Genomic DNA, 20,316 nt, shown 5'->3' with positions numbered 1-20,316 from the left:
GGCCGAGACCCCGGCCTCGCGCCTCCCCACTTCACCGCGCTACCCCGGACGTCGTATGCTCGGGTGCGATGGCCCAGGACGTCTTCGGGATCGCCGGCACGACGCAGGGCCCCTTCACCATCGAAGAGGCGGTGGCCGAAGGGGGGTTCGGCGTCGTCTACCGCGCGCTCCACGGAGCGTTCCGCGCCCCCGTCGCGCTGAAGTGCCTGAAGATCCCCACGATCCCGGAGGACCTGCGCGCCGGTTTCCTCGAACGATTTCGCGAGGAAGCCGAGATGCTCTTCCGGCTCTCGGCCACGATCCCGGAGGTCGTGAGGCCGCTGCATTACGACGTCATCACGCTCGACAGCGGTCTCATCGTGCCGTTCATCGCGCTCGAGTGGCTCGAAGGACGCACGCTCTGGTCGCTCATCGAGCAGCGCGCCACGGACGGCCTGCCGCCGCTCAGCTACGTCGAAGCCGCGCGGCTGCTCACGCCCGTCGCCCGCGCCCTCGACATCGCCCACAACTTTCCCGCGCCGCAGGGGCCGATCTGCGTCATCCACCGCGACATCAAGCCCGCGAACATCTTCCTCGCCGAGGTCCACGGCACCGAGTACGTGAAGATCCTCGACTTCGGCATCGCCCGCGCCCGCGATGCAGCCTCCGTGATGGCCGGGGAAATGACGCGGGCGGACGAAGCCACGCCGCTCGCCTTCACGCCGCGGTACGGCGCGCCAGAGCAGTGGGCGCCGAAGCGGTTCGGCACGACCGGCCCGTGGACCGACGTCTGGGGCCTCGCGCTCGCGTTCCTCGAGACCATGGCCGGCCGCGTGGTGATCGACGGCGACGCCGTGGCGATCATGGGGACCGTGCTCGACGAGAAGCGCAGGCCCACGCCGCGGAACGAGGGCGTCGTGGTGCCCGACGCGCTCGAAGCCGTCTTCCGGCGCGCGCTCGCCGTGGACCCACGCGAGCGCCCCGGGAGCGCCGGCGCATTCTGGGACGAGGTGGAGCAAGCCCTCGGCACAGGGACGCGCCTCTCCGCGCCGACGGTGCATCGATCCGGGACCCTGCGCGCGCCGCTCCTCGAGGGGCAGGAGACGCGTCGCGCATCGGGCTCGATGCGCGCCGTCTCCGTGCCGCCCGCGAGCCTCGACGTCGCCTCCACGGTGCTCGCCGACGAAGGCGCAGGCCGCATCTCACGGTTGTCCGACCCGCCCGCGGTGCTGTCCGGAAGCGCCCGGGACGCCGCCGCGATCGACGTGGACTGGGGTGCGAGCGGCCCGAACGCGCCTCCGCGCCGATCGAGCACGTCGATGCCAGCCGTACGCGTCGATGCGCCGGTGTCGCAGCCGAGCCCGCGGGTCTCCTCGGTCCCGAGGTCACGCGTGTCGTCGGCCCCGCGCGGGCCGCTCCCGAGTGTGCCCCACGAGCCCGCGCCCGACGTCCGCAGCATGCTCGGCGGCCCGGTCGCGCTGGCCAGCGCGGGTGTGCTCATCCGCGTGCTCGACCAGATCGCCGGATGGCTTTGGCTCGGAGGAGAGCGCGTCGGGTTCGGGCCACTTCGGTTGTCCTACGTCGCCGCCATCCTCATCGGCGCCGGCGCGCTCCTCGCACTCGCGCGCCTGCTGCGACATTTGACCCGGTAGGTGTCCTGGACGCGGAGGTCGTTGTCCTGGACGCGGAGGTCGTTGTCCTGTCTCATCTGGGGGGCGCTTCGCTGGGGCGTTGCCCCAGGCCCCACCGGGGCTATCCGCCCCTGGACCTGGACCAGCGCAAGCGCTGGACCCGGGGTCGATGAACTGCGCGGTGCGCAGTTCATCGAACAGGCCGAGGAACGACCCCTGCCGACCAAGACAGCCGCGCTGCCATTTCTACTGGCAACGCTGTCCCTGGTCTTGCCACCGGCCTGTGGAAGAACTGCGCATCGCGCAGTTCTTCCAACACGAGTCCAGGGCTTGCCCTGGTTCGGGTCGAGGGGCGAACAGCCCCCGCGGGGTCCGGGGCAGCGCCCCGGCGCGGCGTCCCTAAGCGCTGCGGGCGATCGGCGCGAGCTTCCCGTTCACCACCCGCACGTAATCGGCCGGCGCGAGCAGGATCTGCAACCCCCGCACGCCTGCCGAGACGGACACCACGTCGTGAAGCTCGATCGTCTCGTCGACGACCACGAAAAACTCTTTTTTGCCGCCGATCGCGGTCACGCCGCCGCGCACGTACCCCGTGAGCGGCTGCACCTCCTTCAGCGGCACCGTATCCACCTTCCGATCGCCCGTGGCCCGCGCGAGTGCCTTCAGATCGAGCTCCTCGTTGCCCGCGAGCACGGCCATCAAGACGCCCGTCCGATCCCCCCGACATACCAGCGTTTTCCAGACCTGCTCCACGGGCAAGCCGATCTTGTCGGCCACTGTCCCGGCCCGCAGATCCTCGGGATCGACCTCGTACGCCCGGAGCTCGTAGGAAATGCCGTGCGTATCGAGCAGCCTCACCGCATTCGTCTTCATCGTGTGCTTTTTGCGGCCTCGTCCCCCGACAGGTCCTGGAACATATCGGTCGAGAAATACCGCTCCATCCGGTCGCAGAGCACGGTTGCGATGTCGTGCCCCGGCCCGAGCTTGCGCGCCAGCATCCGCGCGCCGGCCAGATTGAGCCCGCTCGACGGGCCCACCGGGAACCCTTGCGACACGAGATCCCGCGCCGCGCGAATGGCCTCCGCGTCCGGTACGGGCAGCGAGACCACGCCCCCCACGGCGTCCTCGTCGAGGATGTGCGAGAGCCCATCCACGACGCCCGGAATCCCGCCACAGATCTCGGGTTGCCCCTCGAAACACACGCCTCGCTCGGGCCGGGGCCTTCCGATCACCGCCTTTTGCCCTGCCTCGACGAGGGCCCGCGCGATCCCCATGAGCGTCCCGCCGGTCCCGACCCCCGCGACGAACCCGTGGATCGTGGTGCCGACCTGGGCGATGAGCTCGGGCCCGGTGGTCCGCTGGTGGGCGAGGGCATTCTGGGGATTCTCGAATTGTCGCGGCCAGAAGACCCGCGGGTCCGCTTCGGCCATGCGCCGCGTCTCGTCGATCGAGCCGGGCACGCCGAGGTGCTTCGGCGTGAGCACGACCTCGCCGCCATAACGACGGATGATGAGCAAGCGCTCGCCGCTCACGCCTTCGGGCATGACGGCGCGGAATCGCACGCCGATCATGGCGCAGGCCATGGCGAAGGCGATCGAGGTCGAGCCGCTCGACGCCTCGACGACGACGCTGTCGCTGCCGAGCACGCCCCGCTCGACGGCGTGGCCGAGGATGAAGCTGGCGATGCGGTCCTTCGTGGATCCGCTCGGGAGCATGTACTCGAGCTTGATCCAGAGGGTACACCCCGTCTCTTCGTCCCGGAGCGGGACCGTGGGCGTGCCCGCCGCGAGTCGCGCGAGCCAACATTTCATCGAGCGTCGGAGCATGGGGGGGAGGCTAGCCGAGGTCGCCGCAGTTGTCCTTTCCGAACCGGAAGTTGGCCGCGGCGCCGCCCTTCACCGCGGCTCCGTCAACTTGCTGTGCACGAGCACGTTCCGCCCCGACGCCTCGAACAGGATCGAAAGCCGCGTCGTCTTCGCCCCGAGCGCTTCCGTAAGCTTCGCCCGCTCCTTCTCGTCCTTGCAGGCCGCGAGCCGCTCGCGCAGCGCTGCGATGTCCCGCAAGAGCTCCACCTCCTCCGGCGCGCTCCCCGCGATGCGCTGGATCCGCGCGGCCATGCGGTCTTCCTCGGGCAGGCCGGCGAGGTCGTCCGCGGGCATCGCCTTGCCCTTGCCCGGCAGGTCCTCGAACGCCCCTCGCGCCTCCGCTTCCCGGATCCGCGCCTCCACGAGCACATGAAAATCCCTGGAACGCACGCCTCGTCTCCTTGCTCGGGTTGCCCGTCGATACTCGTCGTGGGGTGCGCCCGCAGGCCGGTCAAGGCACGACGTTACGGTACATTGGGTGGACGTGAACATTCCCCGCGGCCGTTCCGGACGCGCCTGCCGGACGAACCCAAGCGGTCCCCTCCAAAGCGGCTGGTCAGCGTCTCCGATCCATGTATGCTCCGCCGCGATGCGCTACCGCGCTGGGGACGCTCCTCGTCCATTGTCGGGCAGGCGATTCGGGCCACCGGGCCTCGTCCGGCTCGTTTGCTCGTTTGTGGCCTTCGCCGCAGGCCTCACGGCGACGGCGGTGGCCTCGGCCGAGCCCCCTGCGTTTGCGCTTACGCCCGAGCCCTCGTCCCCGAGCCGCGGCAACCTGCGCCAGGCGAAGAATTTCGTCGGCCTCGGGCCACTCTTCGGCATCACGGGCCACACCGACGACACGATCTCCGGCGCCCTCGGCTTCGAGCTCTCGTACGTGCGATATCCTGTCGAAGCGTTCGGCTTCGGCCTCGGCGCCTTCGCGCAGGCCCAGTCCGTCGGGTTCACGCATGGCCGATGGGCGTTTGGCCCGCAGATCAACTTCATGATGTTCGGCGCCGAGATCGGCGCGTACCTCGAGGAAGGCTACGGCAATCGCGCCACCACCATCGGCCTCCACGCCTCGCCTTTCGTCTCCATTGGCTTCTTCTCCGCGGCCCTCCGGATCGGCGTCCCCGTCAGCGCCTTCTCCGAGGGGACCCCGTACGGCCTGGATCTCGGGCTCATCTGCGCCATCAAGGCGCCCATCCCCCTCGACGGCCAGCTCTTCGGGCTCGCATTCCATTGATGAACGACGATTTCGCGGACGAACAGGACGAACAGGAAGACCACGAGCCCAAAGCCCCCGAGCAGGCTCCTTTTTCCGAGAACGATTTCCGCGTCGCCCTCGACGTGCTCGAAGCCGTGGTCCGTGACCGGGCCGTCCTCGCGCACGTGCCACGCGAGGCGCGCGTGCGGCTGCTCGAAGCGGCAGGGCGGGTCTCGCGGCCCGATCGCGCCGAGCAACGCCGCCTCGCGAAGGCGCTTCGCAGAAAGGATCGCCTCGCCGTGAAGGCCGAGGACGCGGCGCTGCTCGACGCGACCGGCATTCGTGCCGCCCGCCGCGCCCCCGTCTTCCAGACCCCGCCGCCGAGCTTCGGTGTTTTGCCCGGTCCCACGGAGACCCCGCCGCCCGCCGAGCTCACGGGCGCGCGCAAGTGTTACGTCTGCAAAGCCGAGTTCCGCAGGGTCCACTTCTTCTACGATCAGCTCTGCCCGCCCTGCGCCGAGCTCAATTACCAGAAACGCACGCAGACGGCCGACCTCCGGGGCCGCGTCGCGCTCGTGACCGGCGCGCGCGTCAAAATCGGATACCAGGCCGCGATCCTCCTCCTCCGCGCCGGCGCGCGTGTCGTCGTGACCACGCGTTTCCCCCACGACGCCGCCCTCCGCTATGCCCGCGAGAGCGATTACGAGGCCTGGGCCGATCGGCTCGAAATTCACGGCCTCGATCTGCGCCTCACCCCGAGCGTCGAGCGGTTCGCGCGATTCCTCGAAGGCCACCTCCCGCGCCTCGATTTCATCATCCACAACGCCTGCCAGACCGTGCGCAGGCCGCCGGGCTTCTACGAGCACCTCCTCGACATCGAGCTGCAATCGCCCGATCGATTGCCCCCCGAGGCGGCCCGCCTCGTCGCGAGCCACGAGGCCGAGCGCGCCGCGCAACGAGCATTTGCCCGGGCAAACGACGCCGCCCTCGCCCCGCGTACGGGCTCGCTTGCCTTGTTCGAGGATCCTGTCGCGCTCTCGCAGATCCCGCTCACGGCCGAGGATCACGCCTTGCGCGGCCGCGTGGATCTCTTCCCCCGCGGCGCGCTCGACGCGGACCTCCAGCAGAAAGACCTCCGCGACAAGAACAGCTGGCGCCTCGCGCTCGCCGAGGTGCCCACGATCGAGCTCCTCGAGGTGCACCTCGTCAACGCCATCGCCCCGTTCGTGCTGAGCAGCAAGCTCAAGGGCCTCATGACGCGGCATCCCACGCGCGACAAGCACATCGTCAACGTCTCGGCGATGGAGGGGCAATTCTACCGCGAGCACAAGACCGACAAACACCCGCACACGAACATGGCCAAGGCGGCGCTCAACATGCTCACGCGCACCTCGGCACAGGATTACGTGAAGGACGGCATCCACATCAACAGCGTGGATACGGGCTGGGTGACGGACGAGGATCCCGCGGAGATCGCGGTCCGCAAGCAATCCATTCACGGCTTCCACCCGCCGCTCGACATCGTCGACGGCGCGGCCCGTATCGTGGATCCGATCTTCGAGGGGTTCGCCACAGGCATCCACGCCTACGGGCAGTTTTTCAAAGATTACAAGCCGACGCCGTGGTGAGCACCAGGGATCGTTGATCCGCGGCGTCCTTCACGCATATCCTTCCCACGTGAAGCTCTTCGCCCGCCCGAGCGCGCTCGACGCGGGGGCCATGGCTGTGGGCTAGAGCGGAAGGCACATCCCATGCTAGAGGGATGGGCGTTCGAGGGGCTGTCGACGGAATGTCGCGGCTGGGCCTCTTCCCGCGTGCCCCTTCCCGGGCGCCCGCTCCTGGCGGCGAGCTCTTCCCATGCCGATGAAGGACGTACCCCCGTTCGCCATCCTCGAAACGCTTCACGAGGGGAGAGAGACCCTTCTGCTCCGCGGGGTCCGGACGGCCGATCACCTCCCGGTGATCCTGAAGGTGCTGGACCCGAGGCGCAGCCACCCGCGCGGTCTCGAGCGTTTGAAGCGCGAATACGAGATCCTCGGGCGACTCGACGCGCAGGCCATCGTCAAGCCGATCGCCCTCGACACGCACGAGGGAATGCCGGCGCTCGTGATGGAGGATTTCGGTGGTCAGTCGCTCGACCACTTCCTCGGCGCGCCCTTGCCCACCGAGCGGTTCCTCGACCTCGCGGTTCGTATCACGGCGGCCGTGGCGGAGCTCCACCAGCGCGACATCATCCATAAAGATCTCAAACCCCAGAACATCCTCCTCAACGCGGCCACCGGCCAGGTGAAGCTCGCCGACTTCGGGTGCGCGTCCAGCCTCCCCCGCGAGCACAAGGCCTCCAAGAGCCCGCGCCTCGTCGAGGGCTCGCTGCCCTACCTCTCTCCGGAGCAGACGGGGCGGATGAACCGGTCGATCGACAGCCGCGCCGACCTCTATGCCCTCGGCGTGACCTTTTACGAGATGCTCACCGGGCGGCTGCCCTTCGAGGCGCACGATCCGCTCGAATGGGTGCATTGCCACGTCGCCCGTGCCCCGCCGTCGCCCTCCACGTTCGTCTCGGAGCTACCCGAGATCCTCTCCGCGATCGTCCTGAAGCTCCTGGCCAAGATGGCCGAGGATCGCTACCAGACCGCTCGCGGCCTGCTGAACGACCTCGCGCAGTGCCGGGGCCAGTGGCGAGCCGAGGGCCGGCTGGAACCGTTCCCCCTGGCCGAGCACGACATTCCGGATCGCCTCCAGATCCCCCAGAAGCTCTATGGTCGCGAGGGCGAGATCGCGGCGCTGCTCTCCGCGCCCGAGCGCGTGCTCGATACGGGATCCCCCGAGCTCGTCCTGGTCTCGGGTTATTCCGGCATCGGCAAGTCGGCGCTCGTGAACGAGCTGCAGAAGCCGATCGTGCGCGAGCGAGGCTTCTTCATCGCAGGGAAGTTCGATCAATACAAGCGCGGTATCCCCTACTCCACGATCGTCCAGGCCTTCCGGGACCTCGTGCTCGAAATCCTCACGGAGAGCGAGGAGCGGATCGCCGCCTGGAGGCAGCGGCTGCTCGGCGCGCTCGGGATCAACGGACAGCTCATCGTGGACGTGATCCCGCAGGTCGAGCTCGCCATCGGCCCGCAACCGCCGGTCGCCGAGCTGCCCCCGGCCGAGGCGCAGAACCGGTTCCGCATCGTGTTCCGGCACTTCATCGGGGTGTTCGCCCGGAAGGAGCATCCCCTCGCGCTTTTCCTCGACGATCTCCAGTGGGCCGATTCGGCGAGCCTCGGACTCCTTCAGGATCTGCTGACGCACGGAAAGACGTGCCATCTCCTCGTGATCGGTGCATGTCGAGACAACGAGGTGAGCCCCTCGCACCCGCTCATGCTGATGCTCGACAAGGTGCGGAAGGAGGGCGTGCGCGTCTCGGATATCGTGCTCGGCCCGCTTTCCCGCGAGCACCTCGCCATGTTCGTCAGCGATGCGCTTCATTGCCCTCGCGAGGGCGTAAGGCCACTCGCGGACCTCGTTCACGAGAAGACGGCTGGCAATCCCTTCTTCGCGATCCAGTTCCTCACGGCGCTTCACGAAGAGCGCCTGATCGAGTTCGATGGGCGCGCGGGGATCTGGCAATGGGACGTGGCCAAGATCCGCGAAAAGGGCTTCACCGACAACGTGGTCGACCTGATGATCGGGAAGCTCGTGCGGCTTCCGGCAAGCACCCAGGAAGCGCTGAAACACCTCGCTTGTCTGGGAAACACTGCGGAGGCCGCCATCCTGACGATGGCTCGCGGCGGATCGGTGGAGGACACGCACGCGAGCCTCTGGGAGGCCGTTCGCGCCGGGTTCGTCCTCCGCCTGGACGACGTATACAAGTTTCTCCACGACCGTGTCCAGGAAGCGGCCTATTCGCTCATCCCCGAGGAGCAGCGGGCCGAGGTGCACCTGCGGATCGGCCGGCTCCTTTTGGCGAAGTTGCCAGAAGAGGTGATCGCGGAGCGGGTCTTCGATGTCGCGAACCAGCTCAACCATGGCGTCGCGCTCATCACCGATCCACGCGAAAAGGAGACGCTCTGCCGGCTCGACTTCCAGGCGGGAAGAAGGGCGAAGGCCTCGATTGCGTACGCGTCGGCGCAGAGCTATCTGGCCCAAGCGACGGCGCTTTTGGCCGCGGACGCCTGGCGCACGCAGTACGAAGAAACGTTCGCCCTCTACATGGAGCGGTCCGAATGCGAGTACCTCGTCGGCAACTTCCAGCGGGCCGATGAGCTATTCGACCTGATATTCCAGAACGCCCGCTCCAATCCCGACCGAGCCAGGGTCTACCGGCTGCGTATCAGGCTGTACCAGGTCTCGGGGCGATATGCCGACGGGGTGACGGTCGCACAGGAAGCCCTGCGGCTCTTCTGCGTGACATTGCCCGCGTCGGACGAGGAGATAAAGGCCGCAGTCGAAGCCGAGAACCGGGGCATTTCGGCCAGCCTGCGCGGCCTCCGGATCGCCGACCTCCTCGACGCGCCGGTGGTGAGCGACCCCGATGGGAGGGCGATCATCGGCGTGCTCGTCGACTCGATCCCCTGCGCGTACAACGCGCGACCGGAGATGTTCGCGCTCGGCGTCGTCAAAGCGTTGAGCTTCTCCCTGCGGTACGGGAACGCCGAGGAAACCTGCTTCGCCTACTGCGCCTACGGCATCATGTTGGCGTCGGTCTTCGGCGACATACCGTCCGCCTACGAGTTCTCCGAGATGTCGCTGCGGCTGAACGAGAAGCTCAACGACGCCAAGCTCAAGGGCAGGCTGCTCTTCATGCATGGCGGCCACATCCACTCCTGGCGGAGGCCCATTGCGACCAGCGTTCCGATCATGGAGCAGGCATTCCTCGCCTGCTTGGAGGTCGGCGATCTCGTTTTTGCCGGCCTCGTAACCGTTCTGACGGTATGGCTGGTTCTGGAGACCGGCAGCCCGCTCGACGAAGTCCTCCGCGTGGCGCAGAAATACCTCGCGTTCGCCAGAGAGAGCCACAACGATACGGTATTTCATACGATCCAGCTCGAACGGCAGTTCGTGGCGAGCCTGCAAGGACCGACGCTGGAGCCGGCAAACCTCGACGATCGAGCTTGCGACGAAGCTGAAAGTCTGGCCGTGATCACGGGGGCGACATTCGGCTGCGGGATTGCCTTCTACCATGTCATGAAGCACGTTGCCGCGTTTAACGACGGACGGTATCGCGAGGCGCTCGATGCTGCGGCCCGAGCGGCGACGATGCTGGGGGCGGTCATGGCGCAGCCCATCGAGGCCACGCATCACTTCTACCATGCGCTCACGTTGACCGCGCTCTATCCGCAGGCGCCTGCCGCGCAGCAGCGGGAGTTCGCGCGCACCCTCGAACGGGGGCTGCAGAAGCTCAAGCTCTGGGCGGACAACTGTCCCGAGAACTATCTGAACCGCTACGCTCTCGTGTCGGCCGAGGTGGCTCGCATCGAGGGCCGAGAGCTCGACGCCGAGCGTCTCTATGAAGAGGCCACCCGCTCGGCGCGCGAGAATGGCTTCGTTCATATCGAAGCGCTCGCCTACGAGCTCGCGTCTCGGTTCTACCGGGCGCGTGGATTCGCCCTGTTCGCCGATACGTGCCTCCGCGAGGCGCGCGCCTGCTACGCCCGCTGGGGCGCTGATGGCAAGGTGAGACAGATTGACCAGCAGCATCCCCGCCTCCTCGAGTCGAGGTCGCTCGCGCCCACCACCACCTTCGGGGTCCGGTCCGAGCAGTTCGACCTGCTATCGGTGACCAAGGCCTCGCAGACCATCTCGGGCGAGATCACCTTCGACAAGCTTTTGCGCACGCTGCTCACGGTCGTGCTCGAGCAGGGCGGAGCGCAACGAGGCTGCCTGATCCTCTGCCGGGATGGTTGCTCTTCGATCGAGGCGGAGGCATCCCTCGAGGGAAGCGGCGTGGCGACGAAGCTCCTGGAATCGCAGCCGCTCTCGTCGTCGCTCGTGCCCGTCTCGATCGTCAACTACGCCATGCGGACGAAGGAGCGCGTGATCCTCGAGGACGCGGCCGAGGCGGCGAAATACGCCTCGGAGCCCTACATCGCCCGCGTGAAGCCGAGGTCCCTCCTGTGCTTGCCCATTCTCCGGCAGACCGAGGTGGTCGGTCTGCTCTATCTGGAGAACAACCTCCTCGCCGGCGCGTTCACGCCCGATCGGCTCGTCGCCCTTTCGCTCCTCGCCACGCAGGCGGCGATATCCCTGGAGAAGGCGCAGCTCCTCGGCAAGGAGCAGGCAGCACGCGCGGCGGCCGAGGCGGCGCGGGCAGCGGCCGAGGTGGCGCGCGCGGCGGCCGAGGCGGCGGAGCGCCGGGCCACGTTCATCGCCGAGGCGGGGGCGCTCCTTTCGGAGTCGCTCGATTACAAGGAGACGCTGGCGCGCCTCGCGCGGCTATCCGTGCGATCCATTTCCGACTGGTGCGTGATCGACATCGTGGAAGGTGGCGAGATCCGGCGCATCTGCGGCGCCCACAAGGACCCCGCGAAGGAGCCGTTGCTCGAGCAGCTCCAGCGGTGGTATCCTCCTCGCACGAATTCACCTCACCCGGCCTCCAAGGTCTTGCAGACGGGCGAGCCGATCCTGATTCCCGATCTCACCGAGGAGGTCATTGGGAAGTTCGTCGTCAACGAGGAGCACAGGAAGCTCAGCCGCGAGCTCGGCGCGCAGAGCTCCATTGTCGTGCCGCTCGCGGCGCACGGACAAACCCTCGGGGTGCTGAGCGTCGTCTCCGCCACGCCGGAGCGCCGCTACGGGCGCGCCGATCTCGCGCTGGTCGAAGATGTCGCGCGCCGCGCCGCGGTCGCGATCGACAACGCGCGCCTCTACCGCAAGACGCAGGAGGCCGTCCGCGTGCGGGACGAATTCCTCACCGTGGCTTCGCACGAGCTCAATACGCCGGTGACGTCGCTCCGGCTCACGCTGCAATCGATGGATCGGGCCATCCGGTCCGGTCGATCGGGCGATACGCAGGTGATGAGCAAGCTGGTCGAGCGGGCGCTGCGTCAGGGGACGCGCCTGGCCCGGCTGAACAAGGCCCTCGTGGACGTCTCGCAGCTCCACGGAGGCCGGCTCCCGCTCGAGCGCGAGGACGTCGACCTCGCGACGCTCCTCCGCAATGTGCTCGACCAGCTCAAGCCGGAGCTTTCGCAAGCGCGGTGCTCGGTCCACATCCAATACGACCACCACGTCGTCGGTCGTTGGGATCCCGACCGCATCGAGCAGATCCTGACGAACCTCCTCTCGAATGCGATCAAATTCGGAGCCGGTAAGCCCATCGAAATTTTCTACGGCGAGGAGCAAGGGATCGCGCGCATCGTGGTCAAAGACCATGGAATCGGTATCGACCCGGCGCGGCAGGAGCGTATCTTCGAGCGATTCGAGCGCGCCGCCTCCGAGAATTACGGCGGCCTCGGGCTTGGCCTGTACATCAGCCGCCGGATCGCGGAAGCGCACGGAGGCGCGCTCCGTGTTCAGAGCGAGCCGGGGGTCGGCTCGTCGTTCACTCTCGAGCTTCCGTGTGCCGGCCACCTCTCGACAGCCTGCTGAGCCCGCGACGCGCGGATCACATCCAAGCTGGTGAGCGAGGTCATATGCCGTGGCTCGCCCTCTCGTTGGGGGCGACACCACCGGCCGCGCAAGGGTCTGTCCCTCGCAAAGAGGCGCTCCGGAAGGGCGCGTTACATGCTATGGGGGTTCAGGGGGCTGTTGATGGCCCTCATGGCTGGGCATCGTCCCCGTGCGCCTCTTGCCTGGCGCCCGCTCCGGTCGGCGAGCTTTCCCATGAAGGACGCGTCCCCGTTTGCGATCACCGACACATTGCACGAGGGCGGAGGCACCGTTTTGCTCCGCGGGGTCCGGACGGCCGATCATCTCCCCGTCATCCTGAAGGTGCTCGACCCGAGGTGCAGCCGCCCGCGCGATCTCGAGCGCTTGAAGCGTGAATACGAGATTGGCAGGCAACTCGACTTACCGGCGATCGTCAAGCCGCTCTCCCTCGAGACGCACGAGGGAATGCCGGCGCTCGTGCTGGAGGATTTCGGCGGTCAGTCGCTCGACCACTTCCTCGGCGCGCCCTTGCCCATCGAGCGGTTCCTCGACCTCGCGGTTCGTATCGCGGCGGCCGTCGGGGCGCTCCACCGGCGTGGCATCATCCATAAAGATCTGAAACCCCAGAACATTCTCGTCAACGTGTCCACCGGCCAGGTCAAGCTCGCCGATTTCGGGCTCGCGGTATGCCCATCCCGCGAGCGCCAGGCAGCCCTCCGCCCGAACCTCATCGAGGGCTCCCTGCCGTACCTCGCGCCGGAGCAAACGGGACGGATGAATCGGGCGATCGACAGCCGCGCCGACCTCTATGCCCTGGGCGTGACGTTCTACGAAATGCTCACCGGGCGCCTGCCCTTCGAGGCTGAGGACCCGCTCGAATGGGTGCATTGCCATGTCGCCCGTGTCCCGCAGCCGCCGTCTGCGCTCGTGCCGGGATTGCCCGAGGTCCTCTCCGCGCTCGTCGTGAAGCTCCTCTGCAAGATGGCGGAAGATCGCTATCAGACCGCGCGGGGCCTGCAATACGACCTCGATCTAGCCTTGGCCCAATGGCGCGCCAAAGGCAGGCTCGAGCCGTTTCCTCTGGCCGAGAACGACGTCTCGGGTCGGCTGGAGATCCCCCAGAAGCTCTACGGCCGCGAGGAGGAGATCGCCGCGCTGCTCTCCGCGTTCGAGCGGGTGGTCGGTACGGCAGTCCCCGAGCTCGTCCTGGTGTCGGGCTATTCCGGCATCGGAAAGTCGGCGCTGGTCCAGGAGCTCGACAAGCCCGTCATCCGCGAGCGCGGCTTCTTCGCCTCGGGGAAGTTCGATCAATACAAACGCGACGTCCCCTATTCCACGCTCGTCCAGGCCTTCCGGGAGCTCGTGCTCGCGATCCTCGCCGAGAGCGAGGACCGGATTGCGAAGTGGAAGGAGAGGCTCTTGGGTGCCCTCGCGATCAACGCACAGATCATCGTGGACGTGATCCGAGAGGTCGAGCTCGTCATCGGCTGGCAGCCGCCGGCGCCCGAGCTGCCGCCCATGGAAGCGCAGAACCGGTTCCGCATGGTGTTCCGGCACTTCATCGGGGTGTTTGCCCAGAAGGAGCACCCGCTCGCGCTCTTCCTCGACGACCTGCAATGGGCCGATTCGGCGAGCCTTGGGCTTCTTCAGGATCTGGTGACATATCCCGAGACGCGCGATCTCCTCGTCGTCGGCGCGTACCGAGACAACGAGGTGAGCCCCACGCACCCGCTCATGCTGGCGCTCGACAAGATACGGAAGGAGGGCGCGCGCGTCTCGGACATCGTGCTCGGTCCGCTTTCCGGGGAGCACGTCGTCGCGCTCGTCAGCGATGCGCTCCATTGTCGCCGCGAGGACGCGGTGCCGCTCGCAGAGCTCGTCCACGAGAAGACGGCCGGCAACCCCTTCTTCGCGCTCCAGTTCCTCGCCGCTCTCCATGAAGAGCGTCTGATCGAGTTCGATGCGCACGCGGGGGCCTTTCGGTGGGACGTGGCGAAGGCCCGCGAAAAGGGCTTCACCGGCAATGTGGTCGACCTGGTCGTCGGGAAGCTCGCGCGGCTTCCCGAAAGCACCCAGGAAGCGGTGCAAACGCTCGCCTGTCTGGGCAACACCGCCGAGGTCACCGTCCTCGCGACGGTCAGCGGCCGCTCGGAGGAGGCGTCTCATGCGGATCTCTGGGAGGCCGTCCGTGCGGGGCTCATCCTCCGCATGGCCGACACGTACAAGTTTCCCCACGACCGCATCCAGGAGGCGGCCTATTCGCTCATCCCCGAAAGCGAGCGGGCGGCGGTGCATCTCGAGATCGGCAGGCTGCTCTCGGCGCGTACGCCGCCCGAGGAGCTCGAGGAGAACATCTTCGAGATCGTCAACCAGCTCAATCGCGGCGCCACGCTGATCACGACGCGGGGCGAGCGAGAGCGAGTCGCCGAGCTCAACCTCGTCGCGAGCAAGCGTGCCAAGGGGTCGACCGCCTACGCCTCGTCGCTGAAGTATCTCGCTGCAGGCTCCGCGCTCCTGGAAGAAGACAGGTGGGAGCGGCGGTACGAGCTCACCTTCGCGCTCGAATTTCACCGAGCCGAATGCGAATTTCTGACGGGCTACATGACGGAGGCGGAGGAGCGGCTCTCGACGCTCTCACGCCGCGCTGGAAACCTCGTCAACAGCGCCGCGGTCGCATGCGCCCGCATGGCCCTTTACCTGACCCTGGATAGGACCGACCGCACCATCGAGGTCTGCCTGGAATACCTCCGGCGCGTCGGCGTCGAGTGGTCACCGCGCCCAGCGGAGGACGAGGTACGGCAGGAATACGAGCGGCTGTGGCAAAAGCTCGGGAGCCGCGCCATCGAGGAGCTGATCGATCTGCCCCCGCTGACCGATCCGGCGTTTCGCGCGACCATGACCGTCCTCATGGAGTGCCTGCCGCCAGCCATGTTCAGCGACCAGAATTTGCTCTGCCTCATCATCGGTCGCATGGGGAATCTCAGCCTCGAGCACGGCAACAGCGACGCATCCTGTTACGCGTATGTCTGGCTGGGCATGATCCTGGGGCCACGTTTCGGCGACTATCGGGCCGCGTTCCGGTTCGGCAAGCTCGGCTTCGATCTCGTGGAGACGCGCGGGTTGGACCGGTTCAAGGCGCGCGTCTACCTGGGCTTCTGGCACTCCGTCAATCCTTGGACGAGGCATGTACGCACCGGCCGCGAGGGGGTGCGGCAAGCCTTCGACGCGGCGCAGGAAGCCGGCGATATCACCTTTGCGGCCTACTGCTACACCACCTTGATCACGGACCTCCTCGCCGTCGGAGATCCCCTGGGGGACGTGCAGCAGGAGGCCGAGAACGGGCTCGAGTTCGTGCGAAGGGCGAAGTTCGGTCTCATCGTCGATACTATCATGGGACAGCTCGGGCTCATCCGAACGCTCCGGGGGTTGACGCCGGATCTCGCCTCCTTCAACGACGCGACGTTCGACGAGGGCCGATTCGAGCGGCACCTGGAGGGTGATCCGCGCCTGTCATTCGCGTCGTGCTCGTATTGGACCCGCAAGCTGCAAGCCCGCTTCTTCGCTGGCGATCACGCTTCGGCCATCACGGCGGCATCGAAGGTCGAGCCGCTTTTGTGGACGGTGCCTTCACAGCTCGAGGTGGCCGAGTACCATTTTTATGGCGCGCTCGCGCTGGCGGCACACGACGACGCGCCCTCTGCCCAAGAGCGGGCTCTACATCGGGAGGCGCTCGTTGCCCACCATAAAAAGCTAGAGGTATGGGCGGACAACTGCCCCGAGAACTTCGAGAACCGCGCGGCGCTGGTGGCGGCCGAGATCGCGCGCATCGACGGCGAATGGGACAAAGCAGCGCAGCAATACGAGCGAGCAATCCGCTCCGCTCGCGACAACGGCTTCGTTCAGAACGAGGCAATCGCCTACGAGACGGCCGCGCGCTTCTACCGCGGGCGCGGCTACGAGCTGATCGCCGACACGTACCTGCGCGAGGCGCGCGCTCGCTATCTTCGCTGGGGCGCTGACGGTAAGGTCGCGCGGATCGACCAGCAGGCGCCCCACCTGCTCGAACCGAGAGCCCTCGCGCCGACCGCCACCTTCGTGGTCCGGCCCGAACAGCTCGACCTGCTCTCGGTGACCAAGGCCTCGCAGACCATCTCGAGCGAGATCACATTCGACAAACTGGTACGCACGTTGCTCACGGTCGTCCTCGAGCAGGGCGGCGCCCAGAGAGCTTGCCTCGTCCTTTCTCAGAGCGGCAGCCTCTCGATCGAAGCGGAGGCCGCCCTCGAAGAGCGAGGCGCGGCGACGTGCACCCTCGGGCCCTTGCCGGTCGATTCCTCGCAGCGCATCCCCGTATCGGTCGTCCATTACGTCCATCGGACGAAGGAGCGCGTCATTCTGGGCAATGCCGCTGCGGACGCGGGCAAGTTTTCCGGTGACGAACACTTCGCGCGGCGTCGACCCAAGTCGGTCCTCTGCATGCCCATCCTCCGGCAGGCCGAGGTGGTCGGCCTGCTCTATCTGGAGAACAACCTCCTCGCCGGCGCCTTCACGCCCGATCGCCTCGTCGCCCTTTCGCTCCTCGCGACGCAGGCAGCGATTTCCCTGGAGAAGGCGCAGCTCCTCGGCAAGGAGCAGGCGGCGCGGGCGGCAGCCGAGGCAGCGGAGCGCCGGGCCATGTTCATCGCCGAGGCGGGGGCGCTCCTTTCGGAATCGCTCGATTACACGGAGACACTCGGGCGCCTCGCGCGACTGTGCGTGGAATCGATCTCCGACTGGTGCGTGATCGACGTCGTCAAAGGCGGGGAGATCCGGCGCATCGCCGGTGCACACAAGGACCCCATGAAGGCGCCGCTGCTCGAAGAGCTCCAGCGGCGGTATCCTCCTCGCTGGAATTCACCCCACGCGGCCTCCAGGGTCTTGCGGACGGGCCAGCCGATCCTGATTCCCGAGCTCTCCGAGGAAGTCATTGGAAAGCTCGTCGTCGACGACGAGCACCTGAGGCTCAGCCACGCGCTCGGTGCGCAGAGCTCCATGATCGTGCCGCTCGTGTCGCATGGACAAACCCTCGGGGTGCTGAGCGTCGTTTCCGCCGCGCCGGAGCGCCGTTATGGGCGCGCCGACCTCGTGCTGGTCGAAGAGGTCGCGCGCCGCGCCGCGGTCGCGATCGACAACGCGCGCCTCTATCGCAAGACGCAAGAGGCCGTGCGCGTGCGGGACGAATTCCTCACCGTGGCCTCGCACGAGCTCAATACGCCGGTGACGTCGCTCCGGCTCACGCTGCAATCCATCGACCGGGCCATCCGGTCCGGCTGGCCGGCCGACACGCAGGCGATGTGCAAGATGGTCGAGCGGGCGCTGCGTCAAGGGACGCGCCTGGCCCGGCTGAACAAGGCCCTCGTGGACGTCTCGCAGCTCCACGCGGGCCGGCTCCCGCTCGAGCGCGAGGAGGTCGACCTCGCGACCCTCATCCGCAATGCGATCGACCAGCTCAAGCCGGAGCTCTCGCAAGCACGGTGCACGGTCGACATCCAGGACGGTGAGCACGTCGTCGGTTATTGGGATCCCGACCGCATCGAGCAGATCGTGACGAACCTCCTCTCGAATGCGGCCAAGTTCGGGGCCGGCAAGCCCATCGAGGTTTTTTACGGCGAGAACGAAGGGATCGCGCGGATCGTGGTCCATGATCACGGCATCGGCATCGACCCGGCGCGGCAGGAGCGCATCTTCGATCGCTTCGAGCGCGCCGCCTCCGAGAATTATGGCGGCCTCGGGCTTGGCCTGTACATCAGCCGCCGGATCGCGGAAGCGCACGGAGGCACGCTCCGTGTCCAGAGCGAGCCGGGGGTCGGCTCATCGTTCACGCTCGAGCTTCCTCGTGTCGGCCGCCTCTCGACAGTCTGCTAAACCCGCGACGCACGAATCGCGTGGCGGAGCGCCGCCTGCAGCGAGCCGAACGTCTTGACGGCGAGCGGCACGTCGAGCTCGACCAGCGTGCGCGCCATTCCGGGCCCAAGGCCCGACACAAGGCATTCGCTGCCGATGAGGCCGGTCGCGCGAATCATGTCGCCAAGGTGCGACGCAATCGAAGCGTCCATCGTCGACGCCCCGGTCAAATCGAGGATCGCGAATCGTGCGCTGCACCGCACGATTGCTTCGAGCAGGCTCTCCGTCATCCGCGTCGCGCGCGCGCCGTCGATGGAACCGACGACGGGCATCGCGAGCACGCCCTTCCACAGATCGAGGACCGGCGCCGAGAGCTCTTCGATGGTGGCGGCCTGCGCGCGCTCGCGCTCGCGCATCTCCTCCTCTTCCTTCACGCGCTCGGTCACGTCGGTCACGAGCGACGCGACGCCCACGATCTGGCCTTCCTCGTCGACGAGCGACGTATTCGCCCACTCGCACGTGATGCTCCGGCCGTCCTTGGTGATGTTCTGATTGCGGGCGCGCACCGGCCCCTTGGCCTGCTTGATTTGCTCCCAGACGTCGGCCACGTAGGGTCGGACCTCCGGGGGCACCATGAGATCCTGGCCGTGATGGCCCACGGCCTCCTCGCGCAGCCAGCCGAAAATCAATTCCGCCGCCGGGTTCCAGTCCACGACGCGGAAATCGGTGTCCCACTCGATCATGCCGAGCGGCGCCTGCTGGAAGTGCAGCGCGAGCCGCTGCTGCGAGCGGTAGAGCGCCTCGCGGATGCGTTTTTGTCCCGTGACGTCGACGCCGACGCCGTAGAAATACTTGAACCCGCCGTCGTCGTCGTAGACGGGCCTTCCATGCCACTCGACGAGCAGCTCCCGACCGCTCCGGGTGAGCACCCGGTTTTCATTGTACGTCGTGCCGCGCGACGACACGAGCTCCCCGAACACCCGCCGGAGCATCTCGTGATCCCGCACGGGGACGAACATCGTCGCATAATCCTGGCCGATGACCTCTTCGCGCGTATACCCGAGCGCGCCGAGCATCGTGCCATTCATGTATATTGTGCGGCCGCTGTCATCGATACCGACCACGAACGTCGGCGAGGTATCCAGGATCTCGTGCGCAAGCAGGGGTTCCACGGCGTCCGGCATGGTGGTTCGTGCGCCGCTCGCGTTTTCCGAATCCAGGCGGCCAGGGCACGTTACACCGAGGGCCTGCGGCACCGCAAGGCTCCACCTACGCCATTCGTGTCGCAGAACACGCGTAATTTAATTGACGCTCCGGGCGCGTATGCGTTTCGATTCCGAATCTCGCTCAACCGGGGCTTGTTTGAAAGCCCCGGCCGCTTGCTCGCTTTTTGCTGCGAAATGTCTTCGAGCCCCCCCGGCATCGGGTAGGGCCACGTACTCGCGGTCGCGCCGCCGTCGACCTCCAGGATCTTCCCCGTGATCCACGACGACGCCGGCGAGGCCAGGAAAAGAACGGAGGCCGCGATGTCCTCCGGCGTGGCGAGGCGGCCCATGGGCGTCTTCGCCGTCATCTTGTCCAGCATGTCGCCGGCTCCAACGAACGCTTCGAGCGCGTCCGTCATCGTCGCGCCCACGGCCAGCGCGTTGACGCGCACCCGCGGCGCCCATTCATGGGCGAGCAGGCGGGTCATGTGGTTCAGCGCGGCCTTCGCGGCCCCGTAGGCGACGAAGCCCGTGTCCACGCAGTGGCTCATCGCCGACGAGATATTGACGATGGCGCCTCGCGTCCGCGCGAGGTGTGGCGCGGCGCTCCGGGAGAGGTGCAGCGCCGAGACGACGTTGAATTGGTACGACTCCAGCATTTCCTCGTCCGACAGCGCGACCGCGATCCTCGGCGGATAGCCGCCCGCGTTGTTGACGAGCACATCGAGCCGGCCGAATTCCTCGAGCGTGCGCGCGAGCAGCCGGTCGAGCTCCGCGCCCGCGGTCACATCCGTCGGCACCACGAGCGCGCGCCGCCCGCGCGCGCGGACCTCCTTCGCGGCCTCCTCCAGCACGTCCGCGCGCCGCGCGGCGAGCACCACGTCGGCCCCTGCCTCCGCCAGCGCAATCGCCGATCCACGACCGATCCCGCGGCTCGCGCCCGTGACGATCGCGACCTTGTCGTTCATCCGGAAAACATCGAGGATCATGGA

10 protein-coding genes are annotated in these 20,316 nt (G+C 67.3%); 5 read left to right on the top strand and 5 right to left on the bottom strand.

What is annotated here, in order from left to right:
* The first annotated feature begins 68 nt into the window (after positions 1 to 68).
* A complete protein-coding gene (locus KEG57_RS45190) occupies positions 69 to 1,631 on the top strand; it encodes a serine/threonine-protein kinase (RefSeq protein ID WP_272427287.1) in 1,563 nt (520 codons plus the stop codon).
* A gap of 378 nt (positions 1,632 to 2,009) precedes the next feature.
* On the opposite strand, the gene ybaK is transcribed toward KEG57_RS45190, so the two are convergent.
* The 3 genes from ybaK to KEG57_RS45175 all read right to left on the bottom strand — a co-directional run bounded on the left by ybaK (position 2,010) and on the right by KEG57_RS45175 (position 3,865).
* Positions 2,010 to 2,483 (bottom strand): Cys-tRNA(Pro) deacylase, encoded by a 474-nt coding sequence (gene ybaK, locus KEG57_RS45185; protein ID WP_272427286.1) that lies wholly within the window; start codon positions 2,481 to 2,483, stop codon positions 2,010 to 2,012.
* Complete coding sequence (locus tag KEG57_RS45180) at positions 2,480 to 3,436, bottom strand: PLP-dependent cysteine synthase family protein (RefSeq protein ID WP_272427284.1); 957 nt, start codon at positions 3,434 to 3,436, stop codon at positions 2,480 to 2,482. Before KEG57_RS45180 ends, ybaK begins: the two co-directional genes overlap by 4 nt.
* 69 nt (positions 3,437 to 3,505) lie before the next feature.
* On the bottom strand, positions 3,506 to 3,865 hold the full coding sequence (locus KEG57_RS45175) for a DnaJ family domain-containing protein (protein WP_272427282.1): 360 nt from the start codon (positions 3,863 to 3,865) through the stop codon (positions 3,506 to 3,508).
* 199 nt (positions 3,866 to 4,064) lie between these two features.
* Between KEG57_RS45175 and KEG57_RS45170 the strand changes: the two genes are divergently transcribed.
* From KEG57_RS45170 to KEG57_RS45155, 4 genes are all read left to right on the top strand, one after another.
* Positions 4,065 to 4,703, top strand: a complete 639-nt coding sequence (locus tag KEG57_RS45170; RefSeq protein ID WP_272459683.1) for a hypothetical protein — start codon at positions 4,065 to 4,067, stop codon at positions 4,701 to 4,703.
* Entirely contained in the window at positions 4,703 to 6,292 is a 1,590-nt protein-coding gene (locus tag KEG57_RS45165) for an SDR family NAD(P)-dependent oxidoreductase (protein WP_272459682.1), read from the top strand. The genes KEG57_RS45170 and KEG57_RS45165 overlap by 1 nt, the downstream gene beginning before the upstream one ends.
* 229 nt (positions 6,293 to 6,521) lie before the next feature.
* Positions 6,522 to 12,236: a sensor histidine kinase gene (locus tag KEG57_RS45160; RefSeq protein WP_272427277.1), complete on the top strand. Its 5,715-nt coding sequence runs from the start codon at positions 6,522 to 6,524 to the stop codon at positions 12,234 to 12,236.
* A 234-nt stretch (positions 12,237 to 12,470) separates the two neighbouring features.
* Positions 12,471 to 18,140 carry a sensor histidine kinase gene (locus tag KEG57_RS45155; RefSeq protein ID WP_272427276.1) on the top strand — a complete coding sequence of 1,890 codons (5,670 nt, stop codon included), beginning with the start codon at positions 12,471 to 12,473 and terminating at the stop codon, positions 18,138 to 18,140.
* Here KEG57_RS45155 and KEG57_RS45150 read toward each other — a convergent pair.
* Together KEG57_RS45150 and KEG57_RS45145 are read right to left on the bottom strand one after the other, a co-directional pair.
* On the bottom strand, positions 18,137 to 19,291 hold the full coding sequence (locus tag KEG57_RS45150) for a PAS domain S-box protein (RefSeq protein ID WP_272427275.1): 1,155 nt from the start codon (positions 19,289 to 19,291) through the stop codon (positions 18,137 to 18,139). The genes KEG57_RS45155 and KEG57_RS45150 overlap by 4 nt on opposite strands.
* Before the next feature lie 62 nt (positions 19,292 to 19,353).
* Positions 19,354 to 20,313 carry a glucose 1-dehydrogenase gene (locus KEG57_RS45145; RefSeq protein ID WP_272427274.1) on the bottom strand — a complete coding sequence of 320 codons (960 nt, stop codon included), beginning with the start codon at positions 20,311 to 20,313 and terminating at the stop codon, positions 19,354 to 19,356.
* Positions 20,314 to 20,316 lie beyond the last annotated feature (3 nt).

Source organism: Polyangium jinanense, from assembly GCF_028435365.1.
The sequence above is the reverse complement of the archived record's forward strand: the minus strand, read 5'-3'. Positions and strand labels throughout refer to the sequence as shown.